This window comes from Acidovorax sp. LjRoot38 (genome assembly GCF_964252975.1).
Lineage (GTDB): Bacteria > Pseudomonadota > Gammaproteobacteria > Burkholderiales > Burkholderiaceae_C > Acidovorax > Acidovorax facilis.
Genome location: NZ_CAXUPT020000006.1, coordinates 272997 through 290861, shown reverse-complemented (window position 1 = coordinate 290861; position 17865 = coordinate 272997). Strand labels below are relative to the sequence as shown.

Below are 17865 nucleotides of genomic sequence, written 5' to 3'. Positions count from 1 at the left end.
CAACCCACCGACGGTGGTAAGTGATTGTTACAACGTGAAGCAATTTCCACGCCATTGCGCGGCCTGAGGATGGACGGAGGCAATGCCTCCGGTGAGAACGACCTCAGTCGTTGTTCGGGCGCGGCCCACAGCAGTGCCACATGGCCCATGCCCAGGCAGGCCACCAGTGGCGGCGTCCCGTAGCGCGGGACGGGACGCAGGGAGCTGCACAGGGGTACTTCCCATCCGCGCCACAAAGGCTATAATCTCCGGCTTTGCTGGCAATGCCCCGTCGGCCAAATACTAGTTACAGACGGGGAAACCGCTTTGTACGGACTTGAGGCCCGATCTCCCCAAGCCCCTCTGCAGGCACCATTTGGAAAACCATTAGCTAATGACTACGATCCGCGTAAAAGAAAACGAACCCTTTGACGTTGCACTGCGCCGCTTCAAGCGCACCATTGAAAAGCTCGGCCTGCTGACCGACCTGCGCGCCCGTGAGTTCTACGAAAAGCCCACCGCAGAGCGCAAGCGCAAGAAGGCAGCTGCCGTGAAGCGCCACTACAAGCGCGTTCGCAGCATGCAACTGCCCAAGAAGATGTACTGATCCATCTTCGGCCCCGAGCCTTTTGCTTGGGTCCCAGAACCCGCGCTAGGGACGCCAAGCGCGGGTTTTTGTTTTTCGGGTTTGCCAAAAGGCTTTCTGGCGTCGTTGCAACGCCTTGCCGTAGCGAGACTACTGTCTGCGGCGTTGACGCCTAGCCAGAAAGCCTTTTGGCAAACCCTTGTCCCTGTTTGAAACCCAAAAAAGGAAGCCGCCATGAGCCTCAAGGACCAGATCACCGAAGACATGAAGACCGCCATGCGCGCCAAGGACAGTGAGCGCCTGGGCACCATCCGCCTGCTGCAGGCTGCGATGAAGCAAAAGGAAGTGGATGAGCGCATCGAGCTGGACGACGTGGCCGTGGTCGCCATCGTGGACAAGCTCATCAAGCAGCGCAAGGATTCCATCACCGCTTTTGAAGGCGCTGGCCGCCAGGACCTGGCCGACAAGGAAAAGGCCGAGATGGCCGTGCTGCAGGCCTACCTGCCCGAGCGCATGTCGGCCGAAGAAACGCTGGCTGCCGTGAAGGCCATCGTGGCTGAGGTGGGCGCATCGGGCCCTGGCGACATGGGCAAGGTCATGGGCGTGGTCAAGACCCGCTTGGCGGGCAAGGCCGATATGGGCCAGGTGTCGGCTGCTGTGAAGGCTGCGCTGGCAGGCTGATCGCCCCCTCACCACCACCCAGTCAGTATTTTTTTGATAGCTGCTACCGCTTGTCAGACAGGCGGTAGCAGCTATTTTTGCTTCAAACCGGGGTGCTTCCCCCCGCGTCGGCATCCCGCGCCATCCACCCGGAGCGGAAATGCTCCTGCAGAAACTCCACACACACGCGCACCTTGGCCGACCGCTCCAGCCGCGTCGGGAACACGGCCCACACATTGGCCTCCTGCTGCCACTGCGGCAGCACCTGCACCAGGCGCCCTGCCTGCAGGTGCGTACCCACATCCCACAGCGAGCGCAGCACGATGCCGCGGCCATGGACCGCCCACTGCACGGCCATCTCGCCGTTGTTGGCCGACAGCGGGCCGCGCACCTTGACCGACTCTTCCTGCGCGCCGCTGCGCAGGCGCCACACGCCAAACGGGTGGTCGCGCTCCTTGATCACCAGGCAGTCATGCGCAGCCAAGTCCGCCACCGTGCGCGGAGCGCCCTTGTGCTGCAGGTAGGCGGGCGCTGCGCAGAGCACGCGATGGTTGTCGGCAAGGCGGCGCGCGATGAGGTGTGGCGCAATCTCATCGCCCACGCGCACATCCAGGTCAAAACCCTCGCCCGCCACATCCACCAGCCGGTCAAATACCTCCAGCCGCACCTGCAGCCCCGGATGCTGCTCCACCAGACGCGACAGCGCAGGCGCCACGATCTGCCGCCCAAAGCCGAAGCTGCTGCTCACGCGGAGCAGCCCGCGCGGCTCGCTGCGTGTGATGGCCACCTCCTGCATGAGTTGATCCATGTCGTCCAGGATGCGCTGCGCCCAGTGGAAAACGCGCTCGCCTTCCTCCGTCACCGCCACCCGGCGGGTGGTGCGATGCAGCAGCTTGACCTGCAGGTCCTGCTCCAGCAGGCGGATGCGCTTGCTCACGTAGGCGGGCGACGTGCCGAGCTCGGCAGCAGCCGCGCCAAAGTTGGACTTGCGCACCACCGCCGTGAAAACGCGCAAATCGTCGGCAGCTGGGTTTTTATGCACGATGTGTGAATGATGGAGCCACAGTTGGCGGATTGTAGTTTTTGATGGCGCTCGGAATAATGCAGTGCACACACCGACCGCACCCACCTACGGCTTCCCTCTACCCTGCCCCCCTGCCCGCACCATGAACGCACCCACCACCAAGACCTACCGCATCGCCGTCCTGCCCGGAGACGGCATCGGCAAAGAAGTCATGCCCGAGGGCCTGCGCGCCATCCAGGCCGCCGCCGCCCGCTTTGGCTTTGAACTGCAGTTGCACGAATTCGAATGGGCCAGCTGCGACTACTACGCCGCCCACGGAAAAATGATGCCCGACGACTGGAAGGCGCAACTGTCGGGCATGGACGCCATCTTCTTCGGTGCCGTGGGCTGGCCCGCCACCGTGCCCGACCATGTGTCGCTGTGGGGATCGCTGCTCAAATTCCGCCGCGAGTTCGACCAGTACATCAACCTGCGCCCCGTGCGCCTGTTTGAAGGCGTGCCTTGCCCCCTGGCCGGCCGCAAGCCCGGTGACATCGACTACTACGTGGTGCGCGAGAACACCGAGGGTGAATACACGTCGCTCGGCGGCATCATGTATGAAGGCACCGACCGTGAAATCGTCATCCAGGAATCGGTCTACTCCCGGCACGGTGCCAACCGCCTCTTGAAGTTCGCCTTCGAGCTGGCCCAAAGCCGCCCTAAGAAGCACGTCACCCTGGCCACCAAAAGCAACGGCATTGCCATCAGCATGCCCTGGTGGGATCAGCGTGCCGACGACGTGGCCAAGGGCTACCCCGAGGTCACACTGGACAAGCAGCACATCGACATCCTCACCGCCCGCTTTGTGCTGCAGCCCGGCCGCTTTGACGTGGTGGCGGCCACCAACCTGTTTGGCGACATCCTCAGTGACCTGGGCCCGGCTACCACCGGCACCATCGGCCTGGCGCCGTCGGCCAACCTGAACCCTGAGCGCAACTTTCCCAGCCTGTTCGAGCCCGTGCACGGCTCGGCACCCGACATCTATGGCAAGAACATTGCCAACCCGATCGCAATGATCTGGTCGGGCGCGCTGATGCTGGACTTCCTCACCCAGGGCCAGGGCGCGGGCAGGTTGGCACACGACGCCATCGTGCGCGCCATTGAACACACCCTGCGAAGCGGGCCGCGTACGCCCGATCTGGGTGGCAGTGCCAATACCACGCAAGTGGGTCAAGCCATCGCGGAGCATGTGGCCACAGTCTGATCGGTGCGCGGCATCACAAAAGCATCACTGCGGGCAATGAACGACTCGTCGTCAGCAGTGAACTGACCAAGCACTGCTGCAACACCGGTATCGCCGAATCGAAAACCGCCCCACTCCATCACCTGTGCAAGGCCCCACATGAAGCCCATCACCACCATCTTCTGCACCGCCGCCATGGCCTGGCTGGCCTCCAGTAACACCTATGCATGCAGCTGCAAGCTCGCCTCTGCGGAAGCAAATGCACCACAGGCCACGGTCGTGTTCAAAGGCGTTGTGACAGAAGAAATCGTCGACCCTGCGAACAAAAACGAGTACCGAGCCCTTTTCAGGCCCACCACCATCTACAAAGGCGATCAGGCCACGGCCATCACGGTGCACACTCGGGGCGACCAGGGGAGTTGCGGCGTGCGGTTCGCCAAGGGGTCCGAGCACATGGTGTTCGCCTTCCAATCAGGCCAACGGCTGCGCACCAGCCTGTGCAATACCTGGCCCATCTCCAAGAGCTATGCCAGCCATACCGCCGAAGTCGAAAGCCATTTCAACAGGCGCAAGTAACCGCCCTCCGGCCCAACGCACGCAGCCCCCCCCCCCGCCATGCCCATTAAGTCCCCCGCCCCATTGCCCGCCGAAAAAATCAGCAGGGCAGAGATCATGGAGAACTGGGCACTGTTTCTGGCAGTACTCGGGACCATTCCCTGGGCGATCTATCTCATCAATGATGTCCTTCCGCAATGGGACATCCGCGTCATGAAACTCGGAATCCTGGTTTTCGGCATCATCATTCCACCCCTGATGATCTGGAGATTGGCGGGTATCCTGGTCCATAAAATTTATCCCCCGAAAAATACGCCCGTCAATTTCCACAAAAAACATTCAGCAGCGAGCGAAAGCACGGTAAGCCATGATATTGGCTTCATCGCAGGCACCCCGGTTCACACCCGCAATGGCTTGGTGCCCATTGAGAAAATTCGCGTAGGTGATTGGGTCTGGAGCAAGGCAGAAATGGGGACTGAACTGCTGTGCAAACAGGTTACAAAAGTATGGGAATTTCCAGAACAACCCGTGCTGGCCATACAAGTGATCTTGAATGAAGATCGCATCAAGCGGCTTTCAGTGCCAGATGAACAACTCGCCACACGAATGATCATCATGGGAGCCAGGCAACCTCTGCAAACCGTGATGGGCGGCTGGATGGAAGCAGAAAGAATCGGCCGCAGCGAATGTTTAGTGATGAAAAATGAGGGCTATGCGTATGTTTCGGCTTCGGCCGCCGCAGTTTTAAAGACACACAATCCTCTTCGTGGGCTGCACTCTACAGATGATGCACCGGACTGCGGCTGGGGCCAGTTGATTGATTTCAGTCGCTATCCGCATGTGGACTTCAGCCAAGCCACTGTGGAGTTTGATTCATTTGAGGAAAGCTATCTTCCACCAGAAATGTGGCACCCCACATACAGCATCGAGGTGGGAGACAACGACATTTTCTACGTTGGTGATCTACACAGCCATCAATCACCCCAAGCGCAAACAGAAGGCCTCATTGCACGCTGCGCCAAACGTATTGGATCAGACACCAATTAAATCAGGATTTTAAATGAAATCCAGCACGTAAGATAAATTCAGAACCCTACAAAGAATGGAATAGACGCAATGATTACCATCGGAAGCCGGAATGAAATTGAGTCACCTTGGGTACCGTTTGCTCTATTTATTATTTTTTTGATTTTTTCCATTATTGCCACAAGAATTTTTCTTCGAGAGTTAAATGGGTGAGCGATCAGGCTGATGAAATAATGCGCCATATTCACCCAACCCTCCGACCGACTCAGGGCCGACGCAGCAAGCGCTGCTGGTGGACAAGGCTTGCTGGAGTCGATTGCGAAGGCCATTCGCCTGCGGGTAAACAGCCACCACCCGGCGGCACCCGGAACTGGGCCGTGATGTGCGCCTGCGCGCACTCCGAAGCTGCGACGGCACATCGAAGAAGTGATCAAAAGCGGCCCGCGCACACCGGACCTGGGCTGCACGGCCAGCACCACGCGGGTGGGTGAGGCCATTGCGGCGCGGGTGGCTGGGCACGGAGCCACAGCCCTCGCCAAAACGCTCCTATTTCAATAGCTTTAAAAGGCATACCCACCGCTCGGAAACAGCCTTTTTTGCTTGAAAAAACGGGTTATGTGGCAATGTCCTCGTGCAGACAGAGGTAGTTGCCCTCGGTGTCCTTGAACCACGCGGCCTTCTCGGCGCCCAGCACACACACGTGATTGACGGTCTTGAGGCCCGGGAAGTCGTAGTCCTCGAAGACCACCTTCGCGCGTTTCAGCGCCTCGATGGTGGCCGCTATGTCGGCCACCTGGAAACTGATGGCCGTGTGGTCGGCCTTGGTGCCTTCCGGCTTGGGGAACAGCGCCAGCGTGCTGCCCCCCACGGCATAGACAAACTTGCCATCGGGCCGGAAGCCGCCGGGTTTCAGGCCCAGGCAGCCCTCATAGAAAGCACGGGCGCGGTCCATGTCCATCACAGGCAGCATGGTGGTTACAGAAGCATCGGACAACATACCAGGTCCTTTCGCTCAATCCGGCCCCGGGCCTTGCAGCCCCCTGGCGCACACCAGGCCCCGGTCCGGGCCGCCTGACCGGTGGTGCAGTGTAGGCCGATCCCCGCCGCCTCACCAGTGCAAGCATTACAGGCAGTACAGGCAGTGAGGAGGCCCACCCTCGTCACCCCCCATGGGGCGGCACCCGGAAGTTCTCGCTGATGCGCTTTTCCGCCCGCGCCAGGGCGGCACCCAGCGCCCGCAGCCACCGCCCACCCAGGCGCCGCACCCGCCGGGGCCAGCGGCCCCGATGGGCCGAGTGCTCTGGCACGGCCCCCGGCGGCTGGCAGGCGCGGGATTGGCGGGTCGTGCTTTCGGGGTCCAAACGGGTGGGATGCAACATGGCCCGCATGCTCGGGCTTGGCGTACCATCTGTAAAGTTGAATTCAATGAAGCCTCAATTCACAAAATCTGATGCGTAATTTCAACCTGGACCACCTGCAGACGCTGATCGCCATCGCCGACCTCGGCAACTTTGCGGCGGCCGCGCAGGCGCTGCACCTGGCGCCGCCCACCATCAGCCTGCACATCAAGGAACTGGAATCGCGCCTGCAGGCCGACCTGGTGGTGCGGGGTCGGCGGCAGGCCGAGCTGACGCCCGCAGGCGAGGTGCTGGTGCAGGAGGGGCGCCAGCTGCTGCTTGCCTGCGACGATCTGATGGAGCGCGTGCGCCGCCGCGCCTCGGGGCGCGAGGGCATCGTGCGTGTGGGCGTGTCGGCGGGCGTGAGCACGCGCCTGCTGCCGCGCATGCTGGAGGCGCTGGCGGTGCGCTGCCCCGGGGTGGAGATCCGGCTGGAGGCCGTCGGATCGGCCGAGTCCATGCAGCGGCTCAAGGCAGGCACGCTGGACATTGGCATCATCGCCAGCCCCCAACCACCGTTGGCCGAGGTACGCCAGACCCCTTGGCGCAACGACCCCATGGTGGCGCTGCTGCCTGCGGCCTGGGAGGCGCCCGCGTTCGCAACCCCTGACTGGCTGGTCAGCCGCCGCTGGGCATCGTTTGCACCCGCCACACAGATGCACGGGCTGATTGCCAACTGGTTTGGCCAGGCGGGCCACCACCCGCGCCCCTTTCTGGCGCTGAGCTACCCCGGCGCGCTCAAGAGCCTGGCGGTGGCCAGCCAGTGCGCCGCGCTGCTGCCGATGGAGGAGGTGGAGGACCTGCAGGGCACGCCCGATGTGCAAATCCGCCCTTTGCAGCCGCCGCTCATGCGCCCCATGGCTGTGGCGCACCGCCACCAGCCACCGCCCTCGCCCGCCGTGGAGGGCGTGCTGCAACTGCTGGTCGAATTTGCGGACTTTGGGGAGTAACAGCTGGGCTTGCCGCCCGCCATCACACGGGTGGTAAGACTGGAGCGCCTGGGGCACGCCGCACCGCAGACCGCCGCAAATAGGGCTGCACAAACAGGTACAGCCCCGTCAACAGCAGCAGCGCCAGCGGCGGCAGGGGTGCATAGGTCACCCAATCCGACGGGTTGCCTGCACCCTGCGCACGGACCACAAAATTGCCAATGACGGCTAGGGCGTGTCACCCTTCAATTCCCCCACGCGAAAGCCAGCCAGGCCGTGCAGTGCTAGGCGCCCTGAGTGCCGTGTAGCTTGGCTACACAAGCGAAGGGCAACGACGCAATGCGCGGCCTGGCTGGCTTTCCCTCCGGGCTGGCCCCGCAATGCGGCGTCTGCTTTGTCGCGTGGCTTGCCCATAGATGACTATGGGCTGCGCCCCCCTTCGCGCATCCATCCGCATTGCGCGGCCAGCGCGTGGGGGAATTGAAGAGTGGCACGCCCTGGCGTGAACGCCATCGACACCCAGCGGTGAAACCGCCGAATGCCCACACCGGCGCTCATTGCGCACCTCCGGCCACGAGCTGGATCAGCTTCCAGCCATTGCCCGCAGGGTCCCGAAAACCCGCATCCACATTGCCGTACCGGTCCACGGGCTCCTGCGTGAACTCCACACCCTGGTCGCGCAGCCGGGCATACGCAGCGCGGCAGTCCGCCACATGCAACACCAGCGACGGCATGGCGCCCTTGGCCACCATGGCGCGCAACGTCTGCGCCGTGGCGGCATCGTGGATGGGCGGGCCGGGTGTGAACAGCCCCAGCTGAAAGTCTGGCTGATCGGGGTGCTGCACCGTCAGCCAACGGTACGGCCCGTTGCGCACGTCGGTGTGCATACGAAACCCCAGCTTGCCCACATAGAACGCGAGCGCTTCGTCCTGGTCGTCCACATACACCCCCACCACACCAATGCCTTGGTTCTTCGTCATCAGATCTCCTTGGTTGCTGATGGCCGATTTGTACCTTCCGCCAGGCGGCGGCGCTTCTCCAAAACTGCTGTGGTGAGGTCGGGACGTTGCGCGGCCTTCAAGACACAGGCGGGCACCCGGTCCAGTGGCGTGGCATTGGCCTGGGCCTCCCTGCGCACCGCACTGGGGCTCATCCCCGTGATGTCGCGAAAGATGCGCCCGAAGGTGCCCAGGCTCTCCCAGCCGGTGGCAAAAGCAATCTCAGTGATGGGCAGGTTCGTATCGCGCAGCAGCGTGGTGGCCTGCTCGATGCGGCGGGTCAGCAGGTAGCGGTGGGGCGGAATGCCGAACGCCTGCCGGAACGAGCGGGCGAAATGCGCTTGCGACACGTCGCTGACCTCGGCTAGCCGCTGCACGGGCCAGGCCTCGTGCGATGCGGCGTCCATGCGGTCCTTGGCGCGCAGCAGGCGGCGCAGCAAGGCCGGGTCTTGCGGCGCAATAGCCGCACCCGATGTCTGCTTCGATGGCGCAGAGGGCGCGCTGGAGGGCAATGGGTGCGGGCGCTCAAAGGGCATGCGCGAAGCATATCGCCTTGGGTTTTGGCGACCCGCCCGATTTTCCCGGGCAGGGACTTCTGCTGGCACGCACACTCGGAGTCGCTTTTCAGGCTAGCCGCACATCGCCAAAGACTTCGAGCGCCTGTCCGTTCAGCGCCCGCAGCGTATCGGCAGGGTCCACCGCCTCGCCCAAGGCCAGCGCGCCGCTGCGCTGGTACGCCGGGGCCATCAGGCGCTGCGCGGCCTCCAGCACCAGGGGCGCCGTCACGGCATAGATGTCCTGGCCGCGCACACCAGCCGTCCGCACCATGCCGTTTTGCACCAGCCGCACCACCAGTTCAAAACGCTGGGCCGACCGGCCGCTGCCATCCACGGCCGTGGGCGGCGGGGTGCTGGCATCGCGGATGTCGGCCAGGGCGGAGCGGTTGATGAGCGAGCGGATGGTGTCGGCCTGCAGGTGGTGCGCCAGGGTGATGGTTTCGCTGAACGGCAGCTCGACCATGGCATAGGTCGCCAGGGGCGCGGCAAAGGTCCAGTCGGGCACGTCGGCGGCGGGCACCAGGGGCACCAGGCGCCCGCCCTGCACCACCTGGCGCTGCGCCTTGTTGCGCTCGCCCGTCAGGCGCGTGCCTTCGGTGGGCCACCAGCGGTCCAGCCCCATGGCGACGGTGATCTCGTCGATGGGGGCGGGCGCGGCGAGCGCGCTGGCCAGCAGGTCGGCCAGGCCGCCATAAAAACCAGCGGCTGGCACCACCACGCGCCCGGCAGCCACGGCGGGCGCCTGCAGATCGGCAAAGGTGGCCTGGGCGCTGGGCTGCTCGGCGGTCACATCGATGTAGTGGGCGCCCGCCCGCAGCGCGGCCTGCGCCACCTGGGTGGCCGTGTCCATGAAGGGCCCCGCGCAGTGGATGACCACGCCACAACCGGCAAAGGCCTGCACCAGCGCCGCCGGGTCGTCCAGCGCCGCCACGCGGCACTCCACCCCCGAGGGAAACAGCGCAGCCAGCCGGGCGGCATTGCGCCCCACGGCCACCACGCGCAGGCCACGGCGCAAGGCCTCCTGCACCACAAACTGGCCGGTATGGCCGCTGGCACCGTACACCGCGATGGAAGGAACAGAGGATGTCATGGAGAACCTTTCGGGAAAGAAGTGGAGGGAAAATTGACGATACAGACCTGTCTGTTGTTTGAAGATTACAGACAGGTCTGTATCATGTCAAGCATGGCTGCACATTCTTTTCCCCATCCCCTCCCGGCAACCGCGCCCGGCGCCCGCCCCAAGCCTGCGTCACGGCGCGCTGCGACGGCCTCCAGCGAGCCCGCGCAGGACGTGCGCGAGCGCATCCTCGACACGGCGTCGAGCCTGTTCTACCAACGCGGCGTGCGCGCCGTGGGGGTGGACCTGGTGGTGGCCGAAGCGGCCGTGGCCAAGACCAGCCTGTACCGCTACTTCCCCACCAAGGACGACCTCATCGTGGCGTTTCTGGAGCGTGAAGACGTGGACTTCTGGGGCCTGTGGGATGCGGTGGCAGCGCAGCATGCCGACGACCCGGCCGCCGAGCTGCAGGCCCACATGCAGTGGATCGGCGAGCGGCTGGGCCGGTCCAACTACCGGGGCTGCCCGCAGATCAACGTGGCGGCCGAATTTGCCGAGCAGGACCACCCTGCCCGCCGCGTGGCGCAGCAGCACATGGTGACGCTGCGCGGCCGCCTGCACGGCATTGCAGAGCGGCTGGGCGTGCCCCGGCCCGAGGCCCTGGCGGCCCAGCTGGCTGTGCTCATCAATGGGGCTTTTGTGAGTTCAGGCCTGCTCAGCGGCGAGGAGGCGACACCCGTGCTGCAAGCAGCGGTGCAGGCCTTGCTGGCGGGTGCGCGGGCAGGCGACACGTAGCGCAACAGCTGCTCAAAAAACAAAAAGGCCCTCGCTCATCGCGAGGGCCTTTTTTGCATCAGCGCGGCCCTTTGCGGCGGCTGCACGGCGAACCAGGCATTAGCTCCCAGCCACCTTCATCCGGTTGACCAGGATCGAGCCCACGGTCTTGGCACCGTAGTTGTAGGCATCCGCCCCCACGGCCTCAATGCCCTTGAGCATGTCTTTGAGGTTGCCCGCGATGGTGATTTCGTGCACCGGGTAGGCGATCTTGCCGTTCTCCACCCAGAAACCACTCGCACCGCGCGAATAGTCGCCGGTCACGTAGTTCACGCCCTGGCCCATCAGCTCCACCACAAAGAGGCCCGTGCCCAGCTTTTGCAGCATGGCGTCGAGGTTGTCGCTGGCTTGCGTGAGGCGCGAGGTCATCACCAGGTTGTGCGAGCCGCCCGCATTGCCCGTGGTCTTCATGCCCAGTTTGCGGGCCGAGTAGCTGGACAGGAAGTAGCCCTCGACGCGCCCTCCTTTGACCACCTTGCGCGGCGCCACGAGCACGCCTTCTTCGTCGAACGGCGAGCTGCCCTTGCCGCGCAGGATGAAGGGGTCTTCCAGGATGTCGATGTGCTTGGGGAAGACCATCTTGCCCAGCGAGTCGAGCAAGAAGCTGCTCTTGCGGTACAGCGAGCCGCCGCTGACGGCCTGCACAAAGCCGCCCAGCAGGCCGGCGGCCAGGGTGGATTCGAACAACACCGGGCATTGCGTGGTGGGGATCTTGCGGCTGCCCAGGCGGCTCAACGCGCGCTGCGCGGCGTAGCGGCCCACGGCCTCGGGCGATGCCAGTTCGGTGGCGTCGCGCATGGAGCTGTACCAGGCATCGCGCTGCATCTCGGCGTTGCGGCCGGGCAGCGAGGCGATGGGTGCGACGGAGAAGCTGTGGCGCGAACTGGCATAGCCGCCGCGAAAGCCGCGTGTGTGGGCGCTGAAGAAATGGCTTTGCTGGGCTGAAACGCCCGCGCCTTCGCTGTTGGTGATGCGGCGGTGCGTCTTGAGCGCGGCGGCCTCGCAGGCCTTGGCGATTTCAGCGGCCTCTTCGCTGGTGATGGCCCAGGGGTGGAACAGGTCCAGATCGCGGTGCGTGTCGGCCGGGGCGATGTCATCGGCGTCCGGCAGGCCTGCCATGGGATCTTCGGCCGTGAAACGGGCGATGTCGTAGGCTGCCTGCACGGTCTGCTCGATGGCCTTGTTCGAGAAATCGGAAGTGCTGGCATTGCCACGGCGTTTGCCAAGGTACACCGTCACGCCCAGGGATTTATCGCGGTTGCGCTCCACGTTCTCCAGCTCGCCCTTGCGCACGCTGACCGACAGGCCGCAGCCCTCGGACGCCTCGGCGCCTGCGTCGGTGGCGCCGAGCTTTTTGGCATGGGCCAGGGCGCGGTCCACCAGGTCTTCAAAGAACGCGCGGCTGTAGCTGAAGCCGTTGTCAGGGGTGCGGGAGGTGGCAGGCGCGGGCGCTGCGGCAGCCGCGCTTTGGGCGCGCGCGGCGCGGGTGGAGGGTTTATTCATAGCGGCAGCTATGATACTTGCCGCTGTGGCGCGCTCTGCGCCGCTTCTCTTTTTGCCCCCACCCATGTCACGCAAACCCAAAAAAGGCTACTTTGTGCGAGGCCAGTTTGTTGCCGAAGGCAGCGAACTGGATATTCAGCTCAAGGCCGAACTCAAAGGCACGCCCGATGCCAGCCGCACCGATCTCAAGCGCGAAAGCGACGAACTGCAGGAGCTGGGCAAAGAGCTTTTGAGCTTGCGCGCCGACCTGTTCGAGGCGGTGGGTCTGCCCGACAAGCTGGTGGACGCGCTGGCCGAGGCCAAGCGCATCACCAACTTTGAGGGCAAACGCCGCCAGATGCAGTACGTGGGCAAGATCATGCGCAAGCTCGAACCCGAGCTGGTGTTAGCAGCCCGCCAGGCGCTGGAAGAGCAGCACAAGGGCTCGGCCACCGAAAAGATGCAGTTGCACCTGGCCGAACACTGGCGCGACCGCCTGATTGCCGACGATGACGCGCTGGCCCCCTGGATGGCCGAGCACCCCACCACCGACACGCAGCAGTTGCGCGCCCTGATCCGCCAGGCCCGCAAGGACGCACAGCCTGCCGGCAAGGAGGCCAATGTCCAGGTCTCGCAAGGCCTGGCCCCGCGCAAGGGCCGCGCCTACCGCGAGCTGTTCCAGCTGGTTCGCGAGCACCTGGGCGACACGGGTGCGGACGAGGCCAGCGATACCGATGAGGACCACGGCGATGAGTGAGCCTTCTGCCCTGCACGACCCGGTGAAGATCGGCATCGTCTCCATCAGCGACCGCGCCAGCAGCGGTGTCTATGAAGACAAGGGCCTGCCCGCGCTGCAGGACTGGCTCACACGCGCGCTGCACAACCCCATCACCTTCGAATCCCGCCTGATCCCCGACGAGCAGGACGGCATCAGCGCGGCGCTGATCGAACTGGTCAACGCAGGCTGTTGCCTGGTGCTGACCACCGGCGGCACGGGCCCTGCCTTGCGCGACGTGACGCCCGAGGCCACGTTGGCCGTGGCGCACAAGGAAATGCCGGGCTTTGGCGAGCAGATGCGCCAGATCAGCCTGAAGTTCGTGCCCACCGCCATCCTCTCGCGCCAGGTGGCCGTGGTGCGCGACCAGAGCCTCATCATCAACCTGCCCGGCCAGCCCAAGGCCATTGCCGAGACGCTGGAGGGCCTGAAGGAGGCCGACGGCAAGCAGATCGTACCCGGCATCTTTGCCGCCGTGCCGTACTGCGTGGACCTGATTGGCGGCCCGTATCTGGAAACGCGCGACGAAGTCTGCAAGGCGTTCCGGCCCAAGAACGCGGTGCGAGCGCCCCGCCCGGCCTGATTTCTCAAGATTCAAAGAAAAATAGCTGCTAGCGCTTATCTCACAAGCGCTAGCAGCTATATTTTTTATAGCAATCTGATTTTTGAATACAGCGCCGGCAAGCCGCTACTTGCCCACCAACTCGTTGAGCTTGCCCGCCTCGAACTGCTCCTTGAGCGCGGCATCACACGGCACGCAGTCCTTGTTCTGCGAATTGGAGGACAGCTTCTCGATGGCCTGCCACAGCAGCGCAATCTGGTGCTCCTGCGACGAAGCGCTGTCGATCAACCCGCGCATGGCCTGCGAGAGCGGATCGTCCTCCTGCGTGATGCCATAGGCCGTGAACTTGCGCGCCTGCTGCGGCTCGGTTACGTCCGCACTCTGGCCCTCTTTGGACGGGATGATGCGGGCCGGAATGCCCACCGCCGTGGCGCCCGCAGGCACCGGCTTGATGACCACGGCATTGCTGCCGATCTTCGCGCCGTCACCCACTTCAAAGCCGCCGAGCACCTTGGCGCCCGCACTCACCACCACGTCCTTGCCCAACGTGGGATGGCGCTTGGCACCTTTGTACAGCGAGGTACCGCCCAGCGTGACGCCCTGGTAGATGGTGCAGCCGTCGCCGATTTCGGCCGTCTCGCCCACGACCACGCCCATCGCATGGTCGAAGAACACGCGCTCTCCAATCTTCGCGCCGGGGTGAATCTCGATGCCCGTGAACCAGCGCGCAAAATGCGAAATAAAGCGACCGAGCCATTTCAGGCCGTGGTGCCAGCACCAGTGCGCGGGGCGATGCAGCCAGATCGCGTGCAGGCCCGGATAACAGGTGATCACCTCCCACGTGCTGCGCGCGGCAGGATCGCGGTCGAGGATGCACTGGATATCGGAGCGCAGGCGGGCGAACATCGGTTCTTTTCGTTATGTGTTTATGGCCGCACAGTCTAGCGTTTCGCCTCAGCGGCCTCGATCATGGCTTTGGCGACACCTCTCAAGATGTGGATTTCTTCAGGGCTGAGCTGCGCGCGATTGAAAAGCTGGTTAAGGCGGGGCATGAGCTTCTTGGGTGCGGCGGGGTCTAGAAAGCCGATGGTGGTGAGCGCCTGCTCCCAGTGGCCCAGCATGCCCGCCACCTGCGCTGCGTCGGCCAGGGCGCGCGGCGGTGTGGCATCCAGCACCGGGAACCCGCCCAGCGCCATGCGCCATTCGTAGGCAATCACCTGGATGGCGGCGCCGAGGTTGAGCGAGCCAAAGCCGGGGTTGGTGGGAATCGACAGTGCCACATGGCAGCGGTAGACGTCCTCGTTGGTCATGCCAAAACGCTCGGAGCCAAACAGGAAGGCGACACCGGCCTGGCCGGCTGCCGCAGCCGATGGATCTTCTGGATTTGAGGTATTTTTGGCCTCTAGCGCTTTTCCATCAAGCGCTAGCAGCTCTTGTTTTAATAGCAATTCGAAATGGGCACGCGGCGCAGCCGTGGGCGGCCCGAAGTCGCGCGGGGTCATCGCCGTGGCGCACAGGTGGCTCATGCCGTCCAGCGCCTCATCGAGCGTTGCCACGATGCGGGCGTTCTCCAGCACGTCGAGCGCGCCACTGGCGCGCTGGATGGTCTCCTCGCGCCGCAGCACGTTGGCCCAGCGCGGGGCCACCAGCACCAGATCGTCGAAACCCATGGTTTTCATGGCGCGGGCGGCAGCGCCCACATTGCCGGCGTGGCTGGTGTTGATCAGGACAAAACGGGTCTTCATGGGCAGGTGCAGGACAAGGGAAAAGGCAAGCGGTTAGGCGAAAAAGAGGCTCTGCGGGTAAAATCCTGCCCTCATTGTCGCCGCCCGCATCGCCGGGTCGGATCGCACCGCTCCTGATTCGCAGGCTGCCTCGCTTCATTGTTGACGCACGGCGCCCTGCTCACCACCACAATTTATGTCGTCCAACCTGCACCCCATGCTTAACGTGGCCATCAAGGCCGCACGCGCCGCCGGCGCCATCATCAACCGCGCGGCCCTTGACGTGGAATCGGTGCGGATCTCGCAAAAGCAGATCAACGACTTTGTGACCGAAGTGGACCACGCGTCCGAAAAAATCATCATCGAGACGCTGCTGACGGCCTACCCCGGCCACGGCATCCTGGCCGAAGAGTCGGGCAGCGAATACGGCGCCAAGGATTCGGAATTTGTCTGGATCATCGACCCGCTGGACGGCACCACCAACTTCATCCACGGCTTTCCCGTGTACTGCATCAGCATCGCGCTGGCGGTGCGCGGCAAGGTCGAGCAGGCCGTCATCTATGACCCCTCGCGCAACGACCTGTTCACCGCCACCAAGGGCCGTGGCGCCTACCTGAACGAGCGCCGCATCCGCGTCTCCAAGCGCACCCAGCTCAAGGACTGCCTGATCTCCACCGGCTTCCCCTTCCGCCCGGGCGACAACTTCAAGAGCTACCTGAACATGATGGCCGACGTGATGCAGCGCACCGCCGGCCTGCGCCGCCCCGGCGCCGCCGCGCTGGACCTGGCCTATGTGGCTGCGGGCTTCACCGATGGTTTCTTTGAAACCGGCCTGTCGATCTGGGACGTGGCTGCGGGCTCGCTGCTGGTGACCGAGGCCGGTGGCCTGGTGGGCAACTTCACGGGCGAAGCGGACTTTCTGGAGCAGCGCGAGTGCCTGGCCGGCAGCCCCCGCATCTACGGCCAGCTGGTGCCTATTCTGGGCAAGTACAGCAAGTTTGCGAGCGCTGGCGACAAGGCGGCTGTGCGCCAGGCGGCTGCGACAGACGCACCCGTCAGCACTGAAGCCGAGGCTGCAGCCGATGCGGAGTCCGACACCACGGGTGCCGCCCCACAGGCCGACGCCCCCAAAAGCGAAGACGCGCCGTTCTAAACCCATCCACCGCGCACGGCAGTTAGGCCAGCACACGATGACCAATGGTGAGATCTCCTAGCTGAACCGTGCAGCGGGCGAGACGCACACCAGTGCAGCCGTGCAAGGGCCGCCCCGCCGCACTGGCTGCGTCCCCCTTCTCCCGAATTGCGCAGCAATTCGGGAGAAGGGGGACGCGACGAAGTCGCTCAGGGGGTTGTCCTTTATCCAGGGTCGGGGTATTTCTGGGCAATGCTGCGGAAGTCTTCCGCAATGTCCACAAACGCATCCACCATATCGGGGTCAAAGTGCGAGCCCTTGCCGCGAATGATGGTGTTGCAGGCCTGGTCGTGTGAAAACGCGGGCTTGTAGACGCGCTTGCTGATGAGTGCGTCGTACACATCGGCCACGGCCATGAGGCGCGCCGACACCGGGATGGCATCGCCCGCCAGGCCCTGCGGGTAGCCTGAGCCATCCCACTTCTCCTGGTGGCTGTAGGCGATCTCCTTGGACACGCTCAAGAACGCCACGCGCATGCCCAGGCGCCGCTCGGCTTCGTCGATGGCGTTGCGGCCCAGGGTGGTGTGGGTTTTCATGATCTCGAACTCTTCCACCGTGAGCTTGCCGGGTTTCAGCAAGATGCTGTCGGGGATGCCGATCTTGCCGATGTCGTGCAACGGGGCGGACTTGTAGAGCAGCTCGATCATGCGGTCGTTGAGCACGGGCTCGAAACGCGGGTGGTGGCGCAGCCGCTCGGCCAGCGTCTTCACGTACAGCTGGGTGCGGCGAATGTGGTTGCCGGTTTCGTTGTCGCGCGTCTCTGCCAGCGATGTCATGGCCATGATGGTCACGTCCTGGATGGCCTGCACCTCCAGCGTGCGCATGGCCACTTCGCGCTCCAAGTAGGAGCTTTTGTCGCGCAGGAAATCCGCCGTGGCCTTGAGCGCCAGATGGGTGTTGACCCGCGCCAGCAGGATGGGCGGACTGATGGGCTTGGTGATGTAGTCCACGGCCCCCAGGGCCAGGCCCGCGCGCTCGTCGTCGGTGTCGGAACGCGCCGTGAGAAAGATCACCGGGATGTCGCGCGTGGCCGCCGCAGCCTTCAGGCGCCGACACACCTCATAACCATCCATCTCGGGCATCATGATGTCGAGCAGGATCAGGTCGGGAGGGGTGTCGGACTGCGCGATCTTCAGGGCCTTCTCGCCATGGTTGGCCACCTTCACCAGGAAATGCTCGCGCAGCAGGCTGCCCATGAGGGTGAGATTGTCCGGCGTGTCGTCCACCACCAGCACCGTGGCGATCGGCTTGTCAACAAGAGCGGCCTGTGGGGAGGCAAAGGGCGCGTTGTCCATGGAAGTTCCTG

General features: G+C 64.1%; 21 protein-coding genes. 10 read left to right on the top strand and 11 right to left on the bottom strand.

Features of this window, described 5'->3' with window-relative positions:
- Positions 1–373 precede the first annotated feature (373 nt).
- Together rpsU and ACSQ22_RS13710 are read left to right on the top strand one after the other, a co-directional pair.
- On the top strand, positions 374–586 hold the full coding sequence (gene rpsU / locus ACSQ22_RS13715) for a 30S ribosomal protein S21 (protein WP_005799779.1): 213 nt from the start codon (positions 374–376) through the stop codon (positions 584–586).
- A gap of 213 nt (positions 587–799) precedes the next feature.
- Positions 800–1246 (top strand): GatB/YqeY domain-containing protein, encoded by a 447-nt coding sequence (locus ACSQ22_RS13710; RefSeq protein WP_228900162.1) that lies wholly within the window; start codon positions 800–802, stop codon positions 1244–1246.
- An 82-nt stretch (positions 1247–1328) separates the two neighbouring features.
- On the opposite strand, the gene ACSQ22_RS13705 is transcribed toward ACSQ22_RS13710, so the two are convergent.
- Positions 1329–2267 (bottom strand): LysR substrate-binding domain-containing protein, encoded by a 939-nt coding sequence (locus ACSQ22_RS13705; protein ID WP_436130637.1) that lies wholly within the window; start codon positions 2265–2267, stop codon positions 1329–1331.
- Positions 2268–2391: 124 nt separating this feature from the next.
- Between ACSQ22_RS13705 and ACSQ22_RS13700 the strand changes: the two genes are divergently transcribed.
- The 3 genes from ACSQ22_RS13700 to ACSQ22_RS13690 all read left to right on the top strand — a co-directional run bounded on the left by ACSQ22_RS13700 (position 2392) and on the right by ACSQ22_RS13690 (position 5073).
- Complete coding sequence (locus ACSQ22_RS13700) at positions 2392–3492, top strand: tartrate dehydrogenase (protein ID WP_436130636.1); 1101 nt, start codon at positions 2392–2394, stop codon at positions 3490–3492.
- Positions 3493–3630: 138 nt separating this feature from the next.
- Complete coding sequence (locus tag ACSQ22_RS13695) at positions 3631–4047, top strand: hypothetical protein (RefSeq protein WP_436130635.1); 417 nt, start codon at positions 3631–3633, stop codon at positions 4045–4047.
- A 39-nt stretch (positions 4048–4086) separates the two neighbouring features.
- Positions 4087–5073 carry a hypothetical protein gene (locus tag ACSQ22_RS13690; protein ID WP_436130634.1) on the top strand — a complete coding sequence of 329 codons (987 nt, stop codon included), beginning with the start codon at positions 4087–4089 and terminating at the stop codon, positions 5071–5073.
- A 38-nt stretch (positions 5074–5111) separates the two neighbouring features.
- On the opposite strand, the gene ACSQ22_RS13685 is transcribed toward ACSQ22_RS13690, so the two are convergent.
- From ACSQ22_RS13685 to ACSQ22_RS13675, 3 genes are all read right to left on the bottom strand, one after another.
- Positions 5112–5549 (bottom strand): hypothetical protein, encoded by a 438-nt coding sequence (locus ACSQ22_RS13685; RefSeq protein ID WP_436130633.1) that lies wholly within the window; start codon positions 5547–5549, stop codon positions 5112–5114.
- 116 nt (positions 5550–5665) lie between these two features.
- Positions 5666–6049 carry a VOC family protein gene (locus ACSQ22_RS13680; protein WP_094286972.1) on the bottom strand — a complete coding sequence of 128 codons (384 nt, stop codon included), beginning with the start codon at positions 6047–6049 and terminating at the stop codon, positions 5666–5668.
- 163 nt (positions 6050–6212) lie between these two features.
- Complete coding sequence (locus ACSQ22_RS13675; RefSeq protein ID WP_436130632.1) at positions 6213–6431, bottom strand: hypothetical protein; 219 nt, start codon at positions 6429–6431, stop codon at positions 6213–6215.
- A 71-nt stretch (positions 6432–6502) separates the two neighbouring features.
- On the opposite strand from ACSQ22_RS13675, the gene ACSQ22_RS13670 reads away from it, so the two are divergent.
- On the top strand, positions 6503–7399 hold the full coding sequence (locus ACSQ22_RS13670; RefSeq protein ID WP_436130631.1) for a LysR family transcriptional regulator: 897 nt from the start codon (positions 6503–6505) through the stop codon (positions 7397–7399).
- Positions 7400–7932: 533 nt separating this feature from the next.
- Here ACSQ22_RS13670 and ACSQ22_RS13665 read toward each other — a convergent pair.
- The 3 genes from ACSQ22_RS13665 to ACSQ22_RS13655 all read right to left on the bottom strand — a co-directional run bounded on the left by ACSQ22_RS13665 (position 7933) and on the right by ACSQ22_RS13655 (position 10023).
- Positions 7933–8358 carry a VOC family protein gene (locus tag ACSQ22_RS13665; RefSeq protein WP_436130630.1) on the bottom strand — a complete coding sequence of 142 codons (426 nt, stop codon included), beginning with the start codon at positions 8356–8358 and terminating at the stop codon, positions 7933–7935.
- On the bottom strand, positions 8358–8912 hold the full coding sequence (locus ACSQ22_RS13660) for a helix-turn-helix domain-containing protein (protein WP_436130629.1): 555 nt from the start codon (positions 8910–8912) through the stop codon (positions 8358–8360). The genes ACSQ22_RS13665 and ACSQ22_RS13660 overlap by 1 nt, the downstream gene beginning before the upstream one ends.
- Positions 8913–9000: 88 nt before the next feature.
- Positions 9001–10023 carry a saccharopine dehydrogenase NADP-binding domain-containing protein gene (locus ACSQ22_RS13655; protein WP_436130628.1) on the bottom strand — a complete coding sequence of 341 codons (1023 nt, stop codon included), beginning with the start codon at positions 10021–10023 and terminating at the stop codon, positions 9001–9003.
- A 93-nt stretch (positions 10024–10116) separates the two neighbouring features.
- Between ACSQ22_RS13655 and ACSQ22_RS13650 the strand changes: the two genes are divergently transcribed.
- Positions 10117–10785: a TetR/AcrR family transcriptional regulator gene (locus ACSQ22_RS13650; protein ID WP_436130627.1), complete on the top strand. Its 669-nt coding sequence runs from the start codon at positions 10117–10119 to the stop codon at positions 10783–10785.
- 99 nt (positions 10786–10884) lie between these two features.
- Here ACSQ22_RS13650 and pmbA read toward each other — a convergent pair whose 3' ends face one another.
- Positions 10885–12327, bottom strand: coding sequence for a metalloprotease PmbA (gene pmbA / locus ACSQ22_RS13645; RefSeq protein ID WP_436130626.1), 1443 nt, complete (start codon positions 12325–12327; stop codon positions 10885–10887).
- Between the two features lie 64 nt (positions 12328–12391).
- On the opposite strand from pmbA, the gene yjgA reads away from it, so the two are divergent.
- Together yjgA and mog are read left to right on the top strand one after the other, a co-directional pair.
- A complete protein-coding gene (gene yjgA, locus ACSQ22_RS13640; RefSeq protein ID WP_436130625.1) occupies positions 12392–13063 on the top strand; it encodes a ribosome biogenesis factor YjgA in 672 nt (223 codons plus the stop codon).
- Positions 13056–13664 carry a molybdopterin adenylyltransferase gene (gene mog / locus ACSQ22_RS13635; RefSeq protein WP_436130624.1) on the top strand — a complete coding sequence of 203 codons (609 nt, stop codon included), beginning with the start codon at positions 13056–13058 and terminating at the stop codon, positions 13662–13664. The genes yjgA and mog overlap by 8 nt, the downstream gene beginning before the upstream one ends.
- A gap of 105 nt (positions 13665–13769) precedes the next feature.
- On the opposite strand, the gene cysE is transcribed toward mog, so the two are convergent.
- A complete protein-coding gene (gene cysE, locus ACSQ22_RS13630) occupies positions 13770–14549 on the bottom strand; it encodes a serine O-acetyltransferase (protein ID WP_436130623.1) in 780 nt (259 codons plus the stop codon).
- 35 nt (positions 14550–14584) lie between these two features.
- Positions 14585–15388 (bottom strand): RNA methyltransferase, encoded by an 804-nt coding sequence (locus ACSQ22_RS13625; RefSeq protein ID WP_436130622.1) that lies wholly within the window; start codon positions 15386–15388, stop codon positions 14585–14587.
- Between the two features lie 175 nt (positions 15389–15563).
- On the opposite strand from ACSQ22_RS13625, the gene ACSQ22_RS13620 reads away from it, so the two are divergent.
- Complete coding sequence (locus tag ACSQ22_RS13620; protein ID WP_436130621.1) at positions 15564–16520, top strand: inositol monophosphatase family protein; 957 nt, start codon at positions 15564–15566, stop codon at positions 16518–16520.
- A gap of 203 nt (positions 16521–16723) precedes the next feature.
- Here ACSQ22_RS13620 and ACSQ22_RS13615 read toward each other — a convergent pair whose 3' ends face one another.
- On the bottom strand, positions 16724–17854 hold the full coding sequence (locus ACSQ22_RS13615) for a response regulator (RefSeq protein ID WP_436130620.1): 1131 nt from the start codon (positions 17852–17854) through the stop codon (positions 16724–16726).
- Positions 17855–17865: the final 11 nt, after the last annotated feature.

What these genes read in the sequence shown, in the direction of transcription:
- ACSQ22_RS13660 (WP_436130629.1), bottom strand. Translation starts at nt 8,912, where the DNA reads ATGCCCTTTGAGCGCCCGCACCCATTGCCCTCCAGCGCGCCCTCTGCG.
- ACSQ22_RS13685 (WP_436130633.1), bottom strand. Translation starts at nt 5,549, where the DNA reads ATGGCCTCACCCACCCGCGTGGTGCTGGCCGTGCAGCCCAGGTCCGGT.
- ACSQ22_RS13700 (WP_436130636.1), top strand. Translation starts at nt 2,392, where the DNA reads ATGAACGCACCCACCACCAAGACCTACCGCATCGCCGTCCTGCCCGGA.
- ACSQ22_RS13710 (WP_228900162.1), top strand. Translation starts at nt 800, where the DNA reads ATGAGCCTCAAGGACCAGATCACCGAAGACATGAAGACCGCCATGCGC.
- ACSQ22_RS13615 (WP_436130620.1), bottom strand. Translation starts at nt 17,854, where the DNA reads ATGGACAACGCGCCCTTTGCCTCCCCACAGGCCGCTCTTGTTGACAAG.
- ACSQ22_RS13620 (WP_436130621.1), top strand. Translation starts at nt 15,564, where the DNA reads ATGTCGTCCAACCTGCACCCCATGCTTAACGTGGCCATCAAGGCCGCA.
- ACSQ22_RS13665 (WP_436130630.1), bottom strand. Translation starts at nt 8,358, where the DNA reads ATGACGAAGAACCAAGGCATTGGTGTGGTGGGGGTGTATGTGGACGAC.
- ACSQ22_RS13625 (WP_436130622.1), bottom strand. Translation starts at nt 15,388, where the DNA reads ATGAAGACCCGTTTTGTCCTGATCAACACCAGCCACGCCGGCAATGTG.
- ACSQ22_RS13650 (WP_436130627.1), top strand. Translation starts at nt 10,117, where the DNA reads ATGGCTGCACATTCTTTTCCCCATCCCCTCCCGGCAACCGCGCCCGGC.
- mog (WP_436130624.1), top strand. Translation starts at nt 13,056, where the DNA reads ATGAGTGAGCCTTCTGCCCTGCACGACCCGGTGAAGATCGGCATCGTC.
- rpsU (WP_005799779.1), top strand. Translation starts at nt 374, where the DNA reads ATGACTACGATCCGCGTAAAAGAAAACGAACCCTTTGACGTTGCACTG.
- ACSQ22_RS13670 (WP_436130631.1), top strand. Translation starts at nt 6,503, where the DNA reads ATGCGTAATTTCAACCTGGACCACCTGCAGACGCTGATCGCCATCGCC.
- ACSQ22_RS13680 (WP_094286972.1), bottom strand. Translation starts at nt 6,049, where the DNA reads ATGTTGTCCGATGCTTCTGTAACCACCATGCTGCCTGTGATGGACATG.
- cysE (WP_436130623.1), bottom strand. Translation starts at nt 14,549, where the DNA reads ATGTTCGCCCGCCTGCGCTCCGATATCCAGTGCATCCTCGACCGCGAT.
- ACSQ22_RS13695 (WP_436130635.1), top strand. Translation starts at nt 3,631, where the DNA reads ATGAAGCCCATCACCACCATCTTCTGCACCGCCGCCATGGCCTGGCTG.
- pmbA (WP_436130626.1), bottom strand. Translation starts at nt 12,327, where the DNA reads ATGAATAAACCCTCCACCCGCGCCGCGCGCGCCCAAAGCGCGGCTGCC.
- ACSQ22_RS13690 (WP_436130634.1), top strand. Translation starts at nt 4,087, where the DNA reads ATGCCCATTAAGTCCCCCGCCCCATTGCCCGCCGAAAAAATCAGCAGG.
- yjgA (WP_436130625.1), top strand. Translation starts at nt 12,392, where the DNA reads ATGTCACGCAAACCCAAAAAAGGCTACTTTGTGCGAGGCCAGTTTGTT.
- ACSQ22_RS13655 (WP_436130628.1), bottom strand. Translation starts at nt 10,023, where the DNA reads ATGACATCCTCTGTTCCTTCCATCGCGGTGTACGGTGCCAGCGGCCAT.
- ACSQ22_RS13675 (WP_436130632.1), bottom strand. Translation starts at nt 6,431, where the DNA reads ATGTTGCATCCCACCCGTTTGGACCCCGAAAGCACGACCCGCCAATCC.